16 protein-coding genes and 1 pseudogene are annotated in these 14,359 nt (G+C 58.4%); 11 read left to right on the top strand and 6 right to left on the bottom strand.

Annotation, left to right across the window (positions count from 1 at the left end; translation table 11 throughout):
• Window positions 1-16: 16 nt before the first annotated feature.
• On the bottom strand, window positions 17-211 hold the full coding sequence (locus CLV01_RS17205; RefSeq protein WP_180288417.1) for a hypothetical protein: 195 nt from the start codon (window positions 209-211) through the stop codon (window positions 17-19).
• 294 nt (window positions 212-505) lie between these two features.
• Between CLV01_RS17205 and CLV01_RS17200 the strand changes: the two genes are divergently transcribed.
• Window positions 506-3,301, top strand: a complete 2,796-nt coding sequence (locus tag CLV01_RS17200; RefSeq protein ID WP_257221351.1) for an IPTL-CTERM sorting domain-containing protein — start codon at window positions 506-508, stop codon at window positions 3,299-3,301.
• 50 nt (window positions 3,302-3,351) lie between these two features.
• Here the strand turns inward: CLV01_RS17200 and CLV01_RS29630 are convergent, their stop codons facing one another.
• Both CLV01_RS29630 and CLV01_RS29625 read right to left on the bottom strand, forming a co-directional pair.
• Window positions 3,352-3,672, bottom strand: coding sequence for a hypothetical protein (locus CLV01_RS29630; RefSeq protein WP_257221350.1), 321 nt, complete (start codon window positions 3,670-3,672; stop codon window positions 3,352-3,354).
• Window positions 3,673-3,693: 21 nt separating this feature from the next.
• Window positions 3,694-4,134, bottom strand: a complete 441-nt coding sequence (locus CLV01_RS29625; protein WP_257221588.1) for a phage terminase large subunit — start codon at window positions 4,132-4,134, stop codon at window positions 3,694-3,696.
• A 97-nt stretch (window positions 4,135-4,231) separates the two neighbouring features.
• On the opposite strand from CLV01_RS29625, the gene CLV01_RS17190 reads away from it, so the two are divergent.
• The 7 genes from CLV01_RS17190 to CLV01_RS17165 all read left to right on the top strand — a co-directional run bounded on the left by CLV01_RS17190 (window position 4,232) and on the right by CLV01_RS17165 (window position 7,994).
• Window positions 4,232-4,864 carry a hypothetical protein gene (locus CLV01_RS17190; protein WP_180288416.1) on the top strand — a complete coding sequence of 211 codons (633 nt, stop codon included), beginning with the start codon at window positions 4,232-4,234 and terminating at the stop codon, window positions 4,862-4,864.
• Window positions 4,865-5,036: 172 nt separating this feature from the next.
• The gene (locus tag CLV01_RS17185; RefSeq protein WP_099733701.1) at window positions 5,037-5,330 is read left to right on the top strand and encodes an H-NS histone family protein; all 294 of its coding nucleotides are present in this window, start codon (window positions 5,037-5,039) and stop codon (window positions 5,328-5,330) included.
• Between the two features lie 119 nt (window positions 5,331-5,449).
• Window positions 5,450-6,211, top strand: coding sequence for a hypothetical protein (locus tag CLV01_RS28835; RefSeq protein WP_143290036.1), 762 nt, complete (start codon window positions 5,450-5,452; stop codon window positions 6,209-6,211).
• A gap of 255 nt (window positions 6,212-6,466) precedes the next feature.
• A complete protein-coding gene (locus CLV01_RS17180) occupies window positions 6,467-7,108 on the top strand; it encodes a DNA adenine methylase (protein WP_257221349.1) in 642 nt (213 codons plus the stop codon).
• A gap of 219 nt (window positions 7,109-7,327) precedes the next feature.
• The gene (locus CLV01_RS17175) at window positions 7,328-7,510 is read left to right on the top strand and encodes a hypothetical protein (RefSeq protein ID WP_099733702.1); all 183 of its coding nucleotides are present in this window, start codon (window positions 7,328-7,330) and stop codon (window positions 7,508-7,510) included.
• 14 nt (window positions 7,511-7,524) lie between these two features.
• Entirely contained in the window at window positions 7,525-7,749 is a 225-nt protein-coding gene (locus CLV01_RS17170; RefSeq protein ID WP_099733703.1) for a hypothetical protein, read from the top strand.
• The gene (locus CLV01_RS17165; RefSeq protein WP_099733704.1) at window positions 7,746-7,994 is read left to right on the top strand and encodes a pyocin activator PrtN family protein; all 249 of its coding nucleotides are present in this window, start codon (window positions 7,746-7,748) and stop codon (window positions 7,992-7,994) included. Before CLV01_RS17170 ends, CLV01_RS17165 begins: the two co-directional genes overlap by 4 nt.
• A gap of 16 nt (window positions 7,995-8,010) precedes the next feature.
• On the opposite strand, the gene CLV01_RS28830 is transcribed toward CLV01_RS17165, so the two are convergent.
• The 3 genes from CLV01_RS28830 to CLV01_RS17155 are packed head-to-tail and all read right to left on the bottom strand — an operon-like array spanning window position 8,011 to window position 10,724.
• Entirely contained in the window at window positions 8,011-8,733 is a 723-nt protein-coding gene (locus CLV01_RS28830; RefSeq protein WP_143290037.1) for a hypothetical protein, read from the bottom strand.
• Window positions 8,734-9,786 carry a ParA family protein gene (locus CLV01_RS17160; RefSeq protein ID WP_099733705.1) on the bottom strand — a complete coding sequence of 351 codons (1,053 nt, stop codon included), beginning with the start codon at window positions 9,784-9,786 and terminating at the stop codon, window positions 8,734-8,736.
• Between the two features lie 38 nt (window positions 9,787-9,824).
• The gene (locus CLV01_RS17155; RefSeq protein ID WP_099733706.1) at window positions 9,825-10,724 is read right to left on the bottom strand and encodes a site-specific integrase; all 900 of its coding nucleotides are present in this window, start codon (window positions 10,722-10,724) and stop codon (window positions 9,825-9,827) included.
• 274 nt (window positions 10,725-10,998) lie between these two features.
• On the opposite strand from CLV01_RS17155, the gene dusA reads away from it, so the two are divergent.
• From dusA to rsxB, 3 genes and pseudogenes are all read left to right on the top strand, one after another.
• Complete coding sequence (dusA, locus tag CLV01_RS17150) at window positions 10,999-12,009, top strand: tRNA dihydrouridine(20/20a) synthase DusA (protein ID WP_082001451.1); 1,011 nt, start codon at window positions 10,999-11,001, stop codon at window positions 12,007-12,009.
• Window positions 12,010-12,177: 168 nt separating this feature from the next.
• Window positions 12,178-13,551, top strand: coding sequence for a polyhydroxyalkanoate depolymerase (locus CLV01_RS17145; protein ID WP_034393218.1), 1,374 nt, complete (start codon window positions 12,178-12,180; stop codon window positions 13,549-13,551).
• Window positions 13,552-13,574: 23 nt separating this feature from the next.
• Window positions 13,575-14,290: pseudogene (gene rsxB, locus CLV01_RS17140) on the top strand (electron transport complex subunit RsxB).
• The last annotated feature ends 69 nt before the right edge of the window (window positions 14,291-14,359 follow it).

Here is a 14,359-nt window from a genome sequence, read left to right as displayed (position 1 = left end):
CGTGCGCACCAGGCCGTTAGCCGGACATGCCGTTGCCCGCGTCAGCTGCGTCGTCGTTGCTCTCTTCCTCCACTTCCGCATCGAGAGGGAAGCGACCCAGGGCCGCCAGCGCTGCTGCGTTGTCGGTGTCAGGGTCGTACTTGCCGTCGTCTTCCATGGCCTCGCGCTCGGCGTCGGACAGGAGGCGCAGGTTGTCGTCGTTCAAGCTCATGTGTGCGTCCTTACGTGGTTTGAATCACGGCAGGTTGGCAGGCTTGGTACGAGTGGGGAACATCGTGAAAAATCCACCGACAACCATCCTTACCCAACGACGCTGGCCATTTGCACAGAGAAATGAGTGATAGGAAAATATACTTTTTATTACTAAAATCACTGAGCGATACTCTAGCCATTGACAGCAACGAATGCATTCAAGCCATGTCCTTTCGCGACTTGATCCCAACCATCGAGAAGAAATTCTCAATAGCAAAAACATTCTTCCAAACCTAAAACCAGGTAATTAGCAATGGCCTACATGATTAAAATTCAGCAAAAAAAAGGGCTCTTACCTTGGTTTTCTCGAGGGATCGCCGTTTTTTTTCTGCAGTTGTTCTTGCTGCTGACTTGCGCGCATGCCGCAGCTCCGGTTATCACGAACCCAGCCTCAGGAAGCACGCTACCGACCATCGCCGTAGGACAGTCCATGAGCATCACCATATCGTCCATAGGGGGCACAATGCCTTTGGACATGTGGGTAGAGTGTGACGCAGAGGATCCAAGCTATGACGGAGTGACGCCTTGCCTCCCGCCAGGGCTCATACTGGACGCTTCGCCAGGCTCGGCGACCACGCTCTTGCATGGCACCCCCACCACAGCCGGCGCGTATACCTTCAGCATCACTCTGAATGACGGCCACAACGACGGTGGTGTGGCCACGTATCACCTGTTGGTCACCAGTTCCGCTGTGCCCATGCTGACGAACGTCTCCCCCAACAGCGGCAGTACCACCGGCAGCACCTCGGTCACGCTCACCGGTAACAATCTGACGGGCGCCACTGCAGTCAGCTTCGGAGGTACAGCTGCCTTGGGCTACACCGTCAACAACGCCACCACAATTACGGCCACCACGCCGGCCCACGCTGCAGGCGCTGTGAATGTTGCGGTCATTACGCCTGGCGGTTCGGCCACTCTTACCAATGGATATACCTACAACGTGCCAGCGCCTGTTGCAGGGGCAGTGAGCGCCACGGTCGCAGCCAACAGCAGCGCCAACCCCATCACACTGAGCCTCAGTGGCGGCACCGCCACCAGCGTGGCAGTCGCCAGCGCAGCCAGCCACGGCACTGCCACGGCCAGCGGAACCAGCGTCACTTACACACCCACGGCTGGTTACTCGGGCCCGGACAGCTTCACCTATACCGCCACCAATACCACAGGCACCTCCAGCCCGCCCACGGTGTCCATCACGGTCAGTGCCCCGATCCTTGCCATAGCCCCGGCCAGCCTGCCCAACGGCTTCGTCAATTTCCCCTACAACGCCACCGTTTCGGCATCAGGGGGGACCGCGCCCTACACCTATGCCATTACCGCTGGAAGTCTTGTTCCCGGACTGGCCCTGAATACCTCCACCGGATTGATCAGCGGCACGCCCTTCGCCAGTGGCACCGCCAACCTGACCATTACCGCCACAGATGCCAACAGTGCCACGGGATCAAGAGCCTACACATTCGTGATCGCACCCCAGGCGCCTGTCGCTGGACCAGTAAGCGCCACAGTAGCCGCCAACAGCAGTTCCAATCCCATCACGCTTAATCTCAGCGGCGGCGCTGCTGTCAGTGTGGCGGTCGCAAGCGCAGCCAGCCACGGCACTGCCACGGCCAGCGGGACCAGCATCACTTACACACCCACGGCAGGCTACTCAGGCCCGGACAGCTTCACCTATTCCGCCACCAATGCCACAGGCACTTCCAGCCCGGCCACGGTATCCGTCACCGTCAGCGCTCCGACAATTGCGCTAACTCCCACCAGCCTGCCCAACGGCACGACCGGCTCAAGCTACAGCACCACCTTGTCTGCCTCCGGTGGGATGGCGCCCTACACCTACACCATTACCGCTGGCACTCTTCCCATCGGGCTGAGCCTGACCGTCTCTACCGGACTGATCAGCGGTACGCCCTCCTCCAGTGGTACCACCAACCTGACCATCACGGCAACAGATGCCAACGGTGCCACGGGATCAAGAGCCTACACATTTGCAATCAATGCCCAAGCGCCCGTCGCCGGCGCCGTCAGCGCCACGGTTGCTGCCAACAGCAGTGCCAACCCCATCACACTGAACCTTAGCGGCGGCGCAGCCACTAGCGTGGCCATCGCCAGCGCAGCCAGCCACGGCACTGCCACGGCCAGCGGGACCAGCGTCACTTACACACCGACAACCGGTTACTCAGGCCCTGACAGCTTCACCTACACCGCCACCAATGCCAGCGGCACTTCCAGCCCGGCCACGGTATCCATCACCGTCAGTGCCCCGACCTTGGCTGTGGCGCCGGCTTCCCTGAACGCAGGGCTCCAAGGCACCACATATAGCGCCACGATCAGCGCGTCGGGTGGCACCGCTCCCTATAGCTACACCATCAGTTCAGGCAGCCTTCCAGCAGGTATGTCCCTCAATACATCGACGGGCACCATCAGCGGAACCCCTTCCTCCAGCGGCACCAGCAGCTTTACAGTGACGGCCACGGATGCCAACGGTGCCACAGGCTCACGGGCCTATTCAGTAGCTGTGACAGCACCGGTCGCCGAAACCGTACCGCTGCCCGGCAACGCAGGCAATGCGTCCGTACTGGTCACCAGCACCCAGGCGGGTTGCACGGTGTCCCCCGGAACCCTTCGCATCAGTGCGTCGGGCATTCCCAGTGCACCGGCGAATGCATCCTTCCCAGTGGGTGCGCTGTTCTTCAGTACCACTGGCTGCGCAGGCGCCAAGCTACAGGTTCAGGTGGACTACCCGGCCGGCAGCCTGGCGGGTTTGACGATGCAAAAATATGGCCCCCACGGCCAGCCGCCCATGCAGGTCGGCTGGTTCACGCCGCCGGACCTGGCTGTCAATGGCAATTCGGTGAGCTACAGCGTCACGGATGACGGCGAGGGCGACAACGAGACCACCGTGCCGGGCGTGATCACGGATCCTTTCGCGCCCATGTTGCTGGCGTCACCTGCAGCCTCGCACGCAATTCCCACGATTTCTGAGTGGGGCCTCATCGTGTTGTCGGCGCTGATGTCAATGTTCGGACTGGCAAGGATGCGGCGACGACAAGTCTGAGACACAAGCCACCTCCGGGTGGCTTTTCCTTTTGCCCGCCCGCGCGCTGGTCAACGCGACGTGTTGGGCCAGGAATCACTCATCAGGGCTGCATCAGCTGCATGCCCATCAGCCTTTGCTGCCATAACCGACTCCAGGCCCGCGCGCTCCAGCACCTCCGCCTGGCGGCCCATGTCCTCCAGGATCTGCTGGGCCGTCTGCCCGGTCTTGAAGTCGCCGTGGGCGCCGTCGTGCGGCAGGAAGTCCGTGCCCCAGCGGTAGGGAAGCTTTTCCATCTGCTCCACGTACCATTCGAGCGTCTTCTGGTTGTCCTGCATGAAGTCGATGACGCGGAAATCCATGGCCGTGCGCTGCACGAATGCGATGGCCATGTTGTCGGCCGAGCCCAGGTCTCAGACCGTGTGCACGGGCAGCTTGGGGTTGTAGGGCACCAGGCACACGCGGTCGTCGTTGTACAGGCGCTCCACCTCCTTGGCATAGATCGCGCCCGCCACGGTACGCTTGGGCTGGCCCTCCCACACGTTCCAGTAGGTGTCCGGGTCGCGCTTGAAGTGCCGGCGGCGCTCCTTCGCCAGCACCTCTGGAAACCAGGGGTTGTCTCGCCAGTTGATTTCGCACAGCCAGGTGTCGCTGTCGGCGGCCTCGATAAACCGCGCATAGGTGGCATCCGTGGCCAGGTCCGGGTTGAGCGTGAGCCAGATCTCCGAACCAGGCCAGCGGATCGTCGGCACCAGCACCTCCCAGCTGCGCGCGCTGACGCTCTGGGCCTCTTCCACCCACACGATGTCGATGGCCTCATAGGACTTGATCGAGTCCACCGTGTGGCTCTGCAGGCTCGCGAACAGGATCAGCGTGCCATTGGCGCCGCGGATCCCCGCATTCGTGCGCGACTGCGAGGACTCGCTGTATGCATGGCAGATGCGCGGCTAAATGCGCCTGTGGGACGTGGACCGCTGGGAGGTCAACTACGCCATGGTCAACACGCCCGAGGAACTGCTGGGCCAGTACGAGCCGCAGCAGCTTCACCTGGTCGAGCACATCCCCGAGCACATGCGCCTGACCACCTGGGCCATCGAGCGCGACCGCGCGCTGGAGGCTCAGATGGACGTGAAGCTTGAACTGGCCCGAACCTACTACGCGCAGTGCGTTGCGGAATTCACGGCCACACACCCGGAGCCGGCGCCTGCAGCCAGCGCCGAGGCGTCGCCGCAACCCGAGCTGATCGGCTTCGACCTGGCTTCGCAGCCCGAGCTGCATGCCGAAACGATAAGCCCACCACTGCCTGCGCCAGAGCCCGCGCGGCCAGCCGCAACCCAGCCTGCCGCGCTGGACCAGCTGCAGTTGCAGGAACTGGTGGCTAGCGGCCAGACGTTGAAGCTGGGCCAGATCAACGCGCGCCTGGGCATTTTCGAGATCAGCGCCACGACCGCCAACGCGGTGGGCGTCCAGACCGTCAAGGACCGGGGCGCCGTGCACATGCCTGCCACCAGTTTCGCGGCGCTCTGCGATGGCCTGATCGCCCATATCGCCGACGTGCGCGATAGCTTCCAAGCTCAGCCATGAGCCTTCGCAGCGTTTTCCTTGGCCTCGCGGGCATGAGCCTGCTGGCCGGCAGCACTGGCTTTGCCGGTGCATTCCTCCTGGCTCCCGCAATTGCGGCATGACCAGAACTTTTAATCCATGGCCCTACCAAAAGAAGGGCCCCACTTTTCGAAACCCTACTGGAGAAAAAACAATGAGCGAATACAAAACCCTGCTGCAGCAAAAGGCCGAGCTGGATGCACGCATCGCTGAAGTGATGAAGACGGAGAAGGCAGGCGCGGTAGCTCAGGCTCGTGACCTAATTCATCATTATCAGCTGACCGAGCAAGACGTGTTCCCCGCCTCCGGCTCCAAGGCGAAGGGCTCGGTGGGCGCGCCCAAGTTCCGTGACCCTGAGACCGACGCGACCTGGACTGGCCGGGGCAAGCCCCCGAACTGGATCAACGGCAAAGACCGGGCACCGTTCCAGATCAACCTCACAGCCTGATCGAGGGATGAGCACAGCGCGCGCCAAAGCTGCGCGCTGTTCTGATAATTTCATCGGGATACAGACCTGGAATAACTCATCGATTACTATTTATCCGCCGTCAAAGAGCGCATGAAACCATGGCACACAAAATTGACAAACCAAAGCAAATAACACTTAATCAGCACGTTATTTCCGGATCAATCTTACGAAGATTTATGGAGCGCAAGAGTGGCAAGATTCAAATTTTTGACAAGCCATCAGGCAGTATAAAATCCATTGGAATTAATAGCCCGCCATTCACAACCAATAGATCTTGGGATCAAAGATCAGAAAGCGGTGCGTTTTTTGCTGAAGTTGAGAGAAATTTTGGAATCATTGCCACTAAAATTCTTCAGCGAAACGCTAAGAATTTAGACAGTAATTCAAATCGAGTCATTACAAATATGTTCGCTATTTGGCGAAACAGACACTCAATAGCGATAAATCCGATAAAAGATACTTTTCTTGGGATACCTGATCGCGAGATACCCAAGGATGCCATGGACCAGGGTGAGCATCACGGGCTTATAACAACACTTCCTAATGGATTTTTGCCAGGAAGAATGCTTGCTGGACCGATTATGCAACTAAGAATAGGTGATCTGGCGCACGATTTGAGTGGAGTCAAGTGGGGAGTAATTAGAGCAACAGTAGGTGAATTTATATTACCAGACACTTATGGTGAATATCTAATAATGCCATTAAGTCCGAAATACTGCCTTATCGCAAACGAAGAAGACGCGGACGCCCCAGCGGAGGCTGTTGCAGAGTTAAATTCGGCCGCCATTAATAATTCGCTACTTTATTTCGCTGCCCGCGCATTTGAACTGTGCCCTGTGCGCGACAACAACTTTAAATAGCCCAAGCCCGCACGTAGCAGGTTTCTTTATCCCCCAAAGCCCTCCCGGTGAATGCCGCGAGGGCTTTTCTGATTCCTAGAGCCTCCCATGAACCCAACCCCTCTCCATCGCTCGCCAGTCGTGCTGCGTCGCTGGTTCAACGCCAGCCTGCAGCGCACGGCCGCACGGATGGTGAAGGCAGTCAGCACATGAACGAAATCAAACGCCCTGCCCTTCGCTATCACGGCGGCAAGTACCGACTCGCCCCGTGGATCATTGAGCACTTTCCCAAACCGCATCTACACGGAGCCGTTCGGCGGCGCGGCGAGCGTGCTGCTGCGCAAACTACGCGCCACGCTGGTCGAGGTCAACAACGACCTGGACCGGGAAATCGTCAGCCTTTTCGAGGTGTTGCGCGATACCGATCTGTCCCAGCAGCTCGCCGTGGCCCTGCAGTTCACACCGTTCGCGCGAGAGGAATTCGCCCTGGCCTACGAGCCCACCGAAGACGTGATCGAACAGGCGCGGCGCACCGTGTCCCGTTCGTTCATGGGCTTCGGCAGTTGCTCTGCCAGCGGCACAAAGAGCGGATTCCGAGCGAACGGAAATAGGCAATCAGGCCATCCGGCACGCGACTGGACCAACTACCCGGTGGCAGTGGCCACCTTCTGCGAACGGCTGCAGGGCGTCGTGATCGAGAACCGCGACGCCATCGACTTGATGCTTCAGCACGACAGCCCGCAGACCTTGCACTACTGCGACCCGCCGTACGTTCACGAGACGCACTCGGCGCATGTAGTGCGCCCGGGAAAAGGCTACCGCCACGAGATGACCGACGACGACCACTGCCGGCTGGCGGGCACCCTCAACGAACTGCGGGGCATGGTGATCGTTTCTGGCTACCACTGCGACCTGTAAGCCGAGCTATACGAAGGGTGGGAGGTGCGCGAGCGCGCGGCCCTGGCCGATGGTGGACGCGAGCGCGTGGAAGTGCTTTGGCTCAACCACGCATGCACCGCTGCGCTGCTGCATGCGCCTGGCGATCTTTTTGACTGAATACATCCGGCTGCCCAGCCAGCTTGTCCATCTCTGCCCCCATGGCCCGCCCAGTGCGGGCCGCTTCATTTATGCATCGACATGTCCAAGACCACACCCCAGAAGCCCTACACCCCTCCCAGCAACTGCTACCAGGGCACGGAGCTGAAACCGCATCCAGGCCTGCCGGCTTCGCGCTTCTATGCATTCACGCTGCCCAGTCGCGTAGGCGGACACCTTTACTACCCGGCGCCCGCGCGCCGCATCGAGCCCTTTCCCTCCTAACTTGGTCTCCTGCCATGACGATGATCAACACCCCTCTCGTGCTACTGGCGCAGCAGTGCGGCGGCACCTTCCACACGCCAAGCCCGATGCGCGCAATCCGCGGTATGTATTTCACCTTCGATCAGTTGGACGCGCTGGCCGAGAGGCTGCGCTCAACCGATGCCTCCACCCAAACGCGTCTCCAAAGCGAGGCTCCTCAAGAGCCCGTTGCCGGACATAGGAGCGACGAGACGCAATGAACACCTTTTTTGCACTTATGGCGGAATACGGAACCGCTCACATACCGGTTGAGAAGTGCGCCAACCTATTTGGAATGTCTCCTAAGAAAGCTTGCGAGCTTGCGGGACGACAGGCTCTTCCCGTCCCAGCTTTTCGAATTGGATCACAGAAGAGTCCATGGCTTATCGATGCCCAAAAGCTTTCCGATTATTTAGACAGGGCGAAAAACAAGGCTCAGAATGATTGGGATAAGATGCAAAATTAATCGTCAGTCATAATAATCAATCACTGATTGATGATTTGGAAATCGCAGAAGTCCCGTTAAAAATAAACCTCGGCCGACTAAAATTAGTATTCAGTACAGAGTCAGAATACGCAGCAAGCCAAACACCTTTCTCTTTAACAGAAGCATTTGTACTGTCAACCAAATCTCTAGTAACAATCTCTATTGCTTCGATCAAATGTTTTGGTTTTTTATTTTTAGTCATACCAATATAGTCTATAAAAAACAACCCATCATCCTCTTCAATAAGCTGTTTAGGCGCTTTTTTACCGTTAGGAAAAACCAAATCTAGAACTTCTTTTGATACAACTACACGAGGATATCTCGCCGACTTACTCTCCACTCTGTAAGCATCAATTAGCCCCGCACTAAAAGTAAATGTACCATTGGAAAAATGCTTATTCACAGCTATTCCCCCACGACACACCAAATGCTCATCCAGCAAGAATCTCTGATAATCTGCCACCCTCTTCATAAACCAAACAAACTTTTCAGCACTATAGGGCATTGAAATGACAATCGAATCAGAAAATTGCACTATTGAACATTCAACATCATCTCTAAATATTGAGCTAGCACTTTGATGACATCTAAATAACTTCTTCAAATTCTCTTGCTTACTTCCTTTTGAATCTTGATTTACCATTTCAGTGAAACCAAGCACGTCTAAAAATGCAACATAGTAAGGCCTAAGATTCACGCCAGTTAAGCTATCAGCCATTTACAGGGACTCCAACTGGTCAGCCAACTTTTTGAACAAATCTTTGTAATGAGCCATTCTTGTAGAAGCCTGAGCCCAGTTATTACCTTTCCAAGGCTCCCCGCTTTCAGTAATTCTCGCAGTATCTGCCTTGGAAATATTAAAAACAGCCTTCCCTACTTCCTGCATTAATGGAGCAAGCTGATTAAAATCAGGAACCTCAATCGCAATCGGCTTGGTTGCACTTGGCAAATACAGTTCTTTAAGGCTTCCATGTTTTTTCATCACAGGCTTTAAGGAGTTTCTAATCTCCTCCGGAAGCCGTGTCATCCAAAGCTTATATCCCGGCTTCGCCTTTCCAGCATACAATTTAAATGCCTGCACGACAGCCCCCAGAAATGCCGGCTTACCATGCCTTATAGGCAAACCAAGATCTTTATATTGATTTGCGACCTGTGCATGCTCCGTCATCCAACGATCAATTATCGTGGACAACGTTCCAATAGCTTGAACATTAAACCTATCCGGTGCAGCAGGTATATAAAAAACATCACATGCCAAGAAGAAGGCACGCGTTAACGCGCCCGAACTTGGGCCAACATCCACAAAAATATAATCATAGCCCTCCTTTTGCGCCAATCTTTCGAAGAAATCCCCTATAGCAACATATGTACGCATTAAATTTGTACGCATGCTCGCCCGCTGAATATAAGCCTCCGCTAAGTCGTCTTCAATTGAACTCAGATCAACAGACCCCCTCAATAAATCTAAGTTTTTCGAAATCTCATTAACTTTTATCTTAGATATATCGATTATTGCAGTATCACCCTTAATCCGCTGATTCAATGCATCCAGAATGCTAGTTCCAGGCAAGTCCTTAATTTTTGCAGTCGTTGATGTTTGATCAAGATCTTCAATTAATTTCACCAATGCAATTTCTGTAAGATTGCATTGGGGATCTGCATCCACCATCAATACCTTTCGTCCAATACTAGCCAAATAAGAGGCCAAATTGAAAGTAGTCGTTGTCTTCGACACCCCGCCTTTATGATTATACAAAGTAACAATTTTCACAAATATTCCTTTTAAATAAAGAACAATTCATTTTAAAATTAACGCTCAACCACCATCTCCGGTCGTAAGTGCGTGTAACGCTTTAATGTAGCCCAACTTTCATGGAGCGTGAACTGCGCCACTTCCTGAATACTGTAGCCCTTCTCAAACAGCCTACTCGTTGCCTCATGACGCAAGTCATGGAAGTGGAGATCCTCGATACCAAGGACATTACAGGCTCTGGTGAATGCGGCCCCCACTGATCTGTTGTTGAATGGAAAGACAAATTCCGCACTACCTTGGCGTGGCTGGCGCATCATCAGCTCTGCCGCAGCTTTGAGCACCCGAAAGCACCGCCTGTTGCCTTTCTTCATGCGGGGGTGCTTCACGTCATCCAGCCACTCAACCCCCTTCTCGAAATCCACATCGTCCCAACGCAGACGGCATATCTCTTCCTGGCGACGCGCCGTGAGCAGCGCGAACTGCATGATGTCGCGCGTGGGGATCGACGCCCGGCCGTCGCGGCTGGCGAAGTGCTCCAGCAGCCTGGCCTCTTCCTCGGGCAGCAGCCGGCGCGAGCGCTGGGCTGGCTTGGCGATCACCCGCGTGCGCAGCAGCTCGGACTTGGCACGGTCCAGCACCTGCAGCGGCGCATCGACGCCGCGCGCGGCCGAAGCATGCAGGAAGACCTGGCGCAACCACACCATGTCATTGAGCGCGGTGGCGGGGCCGGCCTCGCCTTCCTTGCGCCGCTTCTTGGTGTAGCCCATCAGATTCTGCACTGTGAGCTTGGTGGCCTGTAGGTCGGCCCGACCAGAGGCCTGCAGGCGTGCGATGTCGGCCTTTTTGCTACGGCCCCACTCAGTCACGTATTCGGCCGCACTGACATAATCCCGCAGTGGCTCCCCCACTGAAATTTTCTTGTGCATAGCCTGGCAGGAAGCGCGCTCCTGGTCCATTTCGTACTCGCGCCTGCGCAGCCACTCGTTGGCCCGCACTTTCCGACGGTAGGTCTGGCTTTCGGTGGACGAACGTACCGTTCTCCATCAGCCGGATCTGTGCGGTGCAGGCAAGCGAGTAAGCAAGCCGTGTGCGCGCTTGCGTGAAGTGATGCTCCCATCTGTTTTGCTACAGGTGAAGGATGTAGCAAAGCCAGCGAGAAAATCAGCAAAAACGGGGTTGAATGGCGAAGAATCAGGTAATGACGCCAGAGAAAAAAACCCAATCAGATCAATGACAAACGTAGAAAATCAAGCACCTGCCAGCATGTGGCGCATGTCCGTTGCGCCCATGATGGACTGGACCGACAAACACTGCCGCTACCTGCACCGGCTTCTGAGCCGCCACACCTTGCTCTACACAGAGATGGTGACGACGGGCGCGTTGCTGCACGGTGATGTGCCGCGGCATCTGCGTTTCGAGGCCGAGGAGCATCCGGTGGCGCTGCAGCTCGGTGGCAGCGAGCCTTCCGATCTGGCGCAGGCCGCGCGGCTGGGGGCGCAGTGGGGGTATGACGAGATCAACCTCAATTGCGGCTGCCCCAGCGAGCGCGTGCAGCGCGGCGCATTTGGCGCCTGCCTGATGAACGAGGCGCCGCTGGTGGCCGATTGCGTGAAGGCGATGGTGGATGTGGTGGATGTACCCGTCACGGTGAAGCACCGCATTGGCATCGACAAGGATGAGAGCTACGAGTTCGTGCGCGATTTCGTGGGCACGGTGGCGGATGCGGGCTGCCGCGTGTTCATCGTTCACGCGCGTAATGCCTGGCTCAAGGGCCTGTCTCCCAAGGAAAACCGCGAGATCCCGCCGCTGCGCTACGAGATCGTGGCCCGGCTCAAGCAGGATTTTCCGGAACTGACCATTGCCATCAACGGCGGCATCAAGGCCGATGCCACGGTGCAGGAACTGCTGCAGCAGGTCGATGGCGTGATGGTGGGCCGCGAGGCCTATCACAACCCCTGGTGGCTGGCCTCGTGGGATGCGCTGTACTACGGCGATGCGAGCATGGAGCACACACGCGAGTCCATCGAGGAGCAGATGGTGGCGTATATGGAGCGCGAGGCGCGCACGCATGGCACGCACTGGTACTCCATCGCACGGCATATGTTGGGGTTGCGCAACGGGCTGGCGGGGGCGCGCCGCTGGCGCCAGGTGTGGAGCAATCACCAGCTCAAGCAATTGCCGCCTTCAGAGGTGATGCGGCTTGCGCGCACCAAACCGGCCGAGGCGGCGCTTGCCGCCTAGCGCGGGGGACTGCATTGCAGGATGGCCAGGGCTGAGGCGGCCGGTCGCCCAGGCCTATCGGTAAAAACTATCACTTACGCGACAGCATCAAAGGGGTTTTACTACCAATTTTCTTAGCTTGCTGCTGATATATTGCACTGCAACATATCCAAACAACCCCTTGTATCCATGCTCTATCAGCTCTACGAAATCCAGCGCGCCATGGTCGAGCCCTTTGCCGATTTCGCGCAAGCTGCAGCCAAGCTCTACAGCAACCCCCACTCGTTGCTGAGCCAAGGTCCGATGTCCCAGCGCATGGCCGCCGGGTTCGATCTGTTCTACCGCCTTGGCAAGGATTACGAGAAGCCCGAATTCAACCTGCACAGTGTGGATGTGGGCGGCGTTGACGTGACCATCCGCGAGCGCGTCGAAGTGGACAAGCCGTTTTGCGAGCTGCGCCGCTTCAAGCGCTTCTCCGACGACACCGATACGCTGCAGACCATGCTGAGCCAGCCCGTGGTGCTGATCGTGGCGCCGCTGTCGGGCCACTACGCCACGCTGCTGCGCGATACGGTGCAAAGCATGCTGGGCGGCCACAAGGTCTACATCACCGACTGGAAGAACGCCCGCCTGGTGCCCCTGGCCGATGGCGAGTTCCACCTCGACGACTACGTGAACTATGTGCAGGAGTTCATCCGCTACCTGCAGGGCAAGTACGGCCAGTGCCACGTGGTCAGCGTGTGCCAGCCCACGGTGCCGGTGCTGGCAGCGGTGTCGCTGATGGCCAGCCGTGGCGAGACGCCCCCGCTGTCCATGACCATGATGGGCGGCCCCATCGACGCGCGCCGTTCGCCGACCTCGGTGAACAACCTGGCGCAGAACCGCAGCTTCGAGTGGTTCGAGAACAACGTGATCTACCGCGTGCCCGAAGGCTATCCGGGCGTAGGCCGCCGCGTGTACCCGGGCTTCCTGCAGTACTCGGGCTTCGTGGCCATGAATCCGGACCGCCACGCCAATAGCCACTACGACTACTTCAAGGACCTGATCAAGGGTGACGACGCCAGCGCCGAGCACCATCGCAAGTTCTATGACGAGTACAACGCCGTGCTCGACATGGATGCCGACTACTACCTCGAGACCATCGCCACGGTGTTCCAGGACTACAAGCTGGTCCATGGCACCTGGGAAGTGCGTTCGCCCGAAGGGCAGGCCGAGCTGGTGCGCCCGCAGGACATCAAGGGCAGCGCCCTGCTGACTGTCGAAGGCGAGCTCGACGACATCTCCGGCTCGGGCCAGACGCGCGCAGCGCACGATCTGTGCACGGGCATCGCGGCCGATCAGCGCAAGCACCTTGAAGTGCCGGGCGCCGGCCACTACGGGATTTTCAGCGGCAGGCGCTGGAGAGAGATCGTCTACCCGCAGGTGCGCGAATTCATCAGTGCCCACCAGCCCGAAAGCGCCACGGCCGCCAGCGCGGCAGGTCACACCAGCAGCCTGAGCGATGACGCGCCCTCGGCCACCGAGCAGCCGCGCAAGCGCGGTGCCAAGGTGCAGGCAGGCTGAGCACCGAGCAAGCCCGGCACGCCATGTCCGCCTTCGCAATCCTTGCCCGCGACGATCTGGCAGCACGCATAGACGCGGCGCTGCCGCAGACGCAGTGCACGCGTTGCGGCTACCCCGACTGCGCCAGCTATGCCCAGGCCGTGGCCTCGGGCGAGGCCGGCATCAACCAGTGCCCCCCCGGGGGCGCTGCGGGAGTGGAGAGGCTGGCTGCACTGACGGGCCGGCCCGCTGTCCCACTGAGCGCCGAGCACGGCACGGAAGCCCCGCGCACCGTGGCCGTGATCGACGAGGCATGGTGCATCGGTTGCACCCTGTGCATCAAGGCCTGCCCCACGGATGCCATCCTGGGCGCCAACAAGTTCATGCATACGGTGATCGCCGCCCACTGCACGGGCTGCGAACTCTGCATTCCCGTGTGTCCGGTCGATTGCATCGAACTGCACAACGCCAGCGGCCCGGCCACAGGCTGGTCTGCCTGGAGCCCCCAGCAGGCCGAGCATGCGCGCCAGCGCTATGTGCTGCGCCGAGAGCGTGAACAGGAGCGCGAACGCCTGGGTGCCGCCCGGGCGCAGATGCCTCTTGCATTGGGTGAGCAGGAAATGGCCGACGACGCCAGCCCTTCCACGCCCTGCCCGGCACCCCCCTGGCGACCGACAGCAAGCAAGCCACCATCGCAGCCATCCTGGCCCGCGCACGCGCCCAGCGTGCGGGTGGCGCCTCAACGCCCAACGGGCATTGAGTGGATGCGGGCGGGCAGCGAGACCCGCCTACGCCCGCCAGTACAGGCCTATGGATGCCCATCGATGGT

The organism is Delftia sp. 60, assembly GCF_002754395.1.
GTDB lineage: Bacteria > Pseudomonadota > Gammaproteobacteria > Burkholderiales > Burkholderiaceae_C > Comamonas > Comamonas acidovorans.
The sequence above is the reverse complement of the archived record's forward strand: the minus strand, read 5'-3'. Positions and strand labels throughout refer to the sequence as shown.

Bases quoted from the DNA above. Each gene is read 5' to 3' on its own strand.
- CLV01_RS17205 (WP_180288417.1), bottom strand. From the start codon at position 211: ATGAGCTTGAACGACGACAACCTGCGCCTCCTGTCCGACGCCGAGCGC.
- CLV01_RS17200 (WP_257221351.1), top strand. From the start codon at position 506: ATGGCCTACATGATTAAAATTCAGCAAAAAAAAGGGCTCTTACCTTGG.
- CLV01_RS29630 (WP_257221350.1), bottom strand. From the start codon at position 3,672: ATGGCCATCGCATTCGTGCAGCGCACGGCCATGGATTTCCGCGTCATC.
- CLV01_RS17190 (WP_180288416.1), top strand. From the start codon at position 4,232: ATGCGCCTGTGGGACGTGGACCGCTGGGAGGTCAACTACGCCATGGTC.
- CLV01_RS17185 (WP_099733701.1), top strand. From the start codon at position 5,037: ATGAGCGAATACAAAACCCTGCTGCAGCAAAAGGCCGAGCTGGATGCA.
- CLV01_RS28835 (WP_143290036.1), top strand. From the start codon at position 5,450: ATGGCACACAAAATTGACAAACCAAAGCAAATAACACTTAATCAGCAC.
- CLV01_RS17175 (WP_099733702.1), top strand. From the start codon at position 7,328: ATGTCCAAGACCACACCCCAGAAGCCCTACACCCCTCCCAGCAACTGC.
- CLV01_RS17170 (WP_099733703.1), top strand. From the start codon at position 7,525: ATGACGATGATCAACACCCCTCTCGTGCTACTGGCGCAGCAGTGCGGC.
- CLV01_RS17165 (WP_099733704.1), top strand. From the start codon at position 7,746: ATGAACACCTTTTTTGCACTTATGGCGGAATACGGAACCGCTCACATA.
- CLV01_RS28830 (WP_143290037.1), bottom strand. From the start codon at position 8,733: ATGGCTGATAGCTTAACTGGCGTGAATCTTAGGCCTTACTATGTTGCA.
- CLV01_RS17155 (WP_099733706.1), bottom strand. From the start codon at position 10,724: ATGGACCAGGAGCGCGCTTCCTGCCAGGCTATGCACAAGAAAATTTCA.
- dusA (WP_082001451.1), top strand. From the start codon at position 10,999: ATGACAAACGTAGAAAATCAAGCACCTGCCAGCATGTGGCGCATGTCC.
- CLV01_RS17145 (WP_034393218.1), top strand. From the start codon at position 12,178: ATGCTCTATCAGCTCTACGAAATCCAGCGCGCCATGGTCGAGCCCTTT.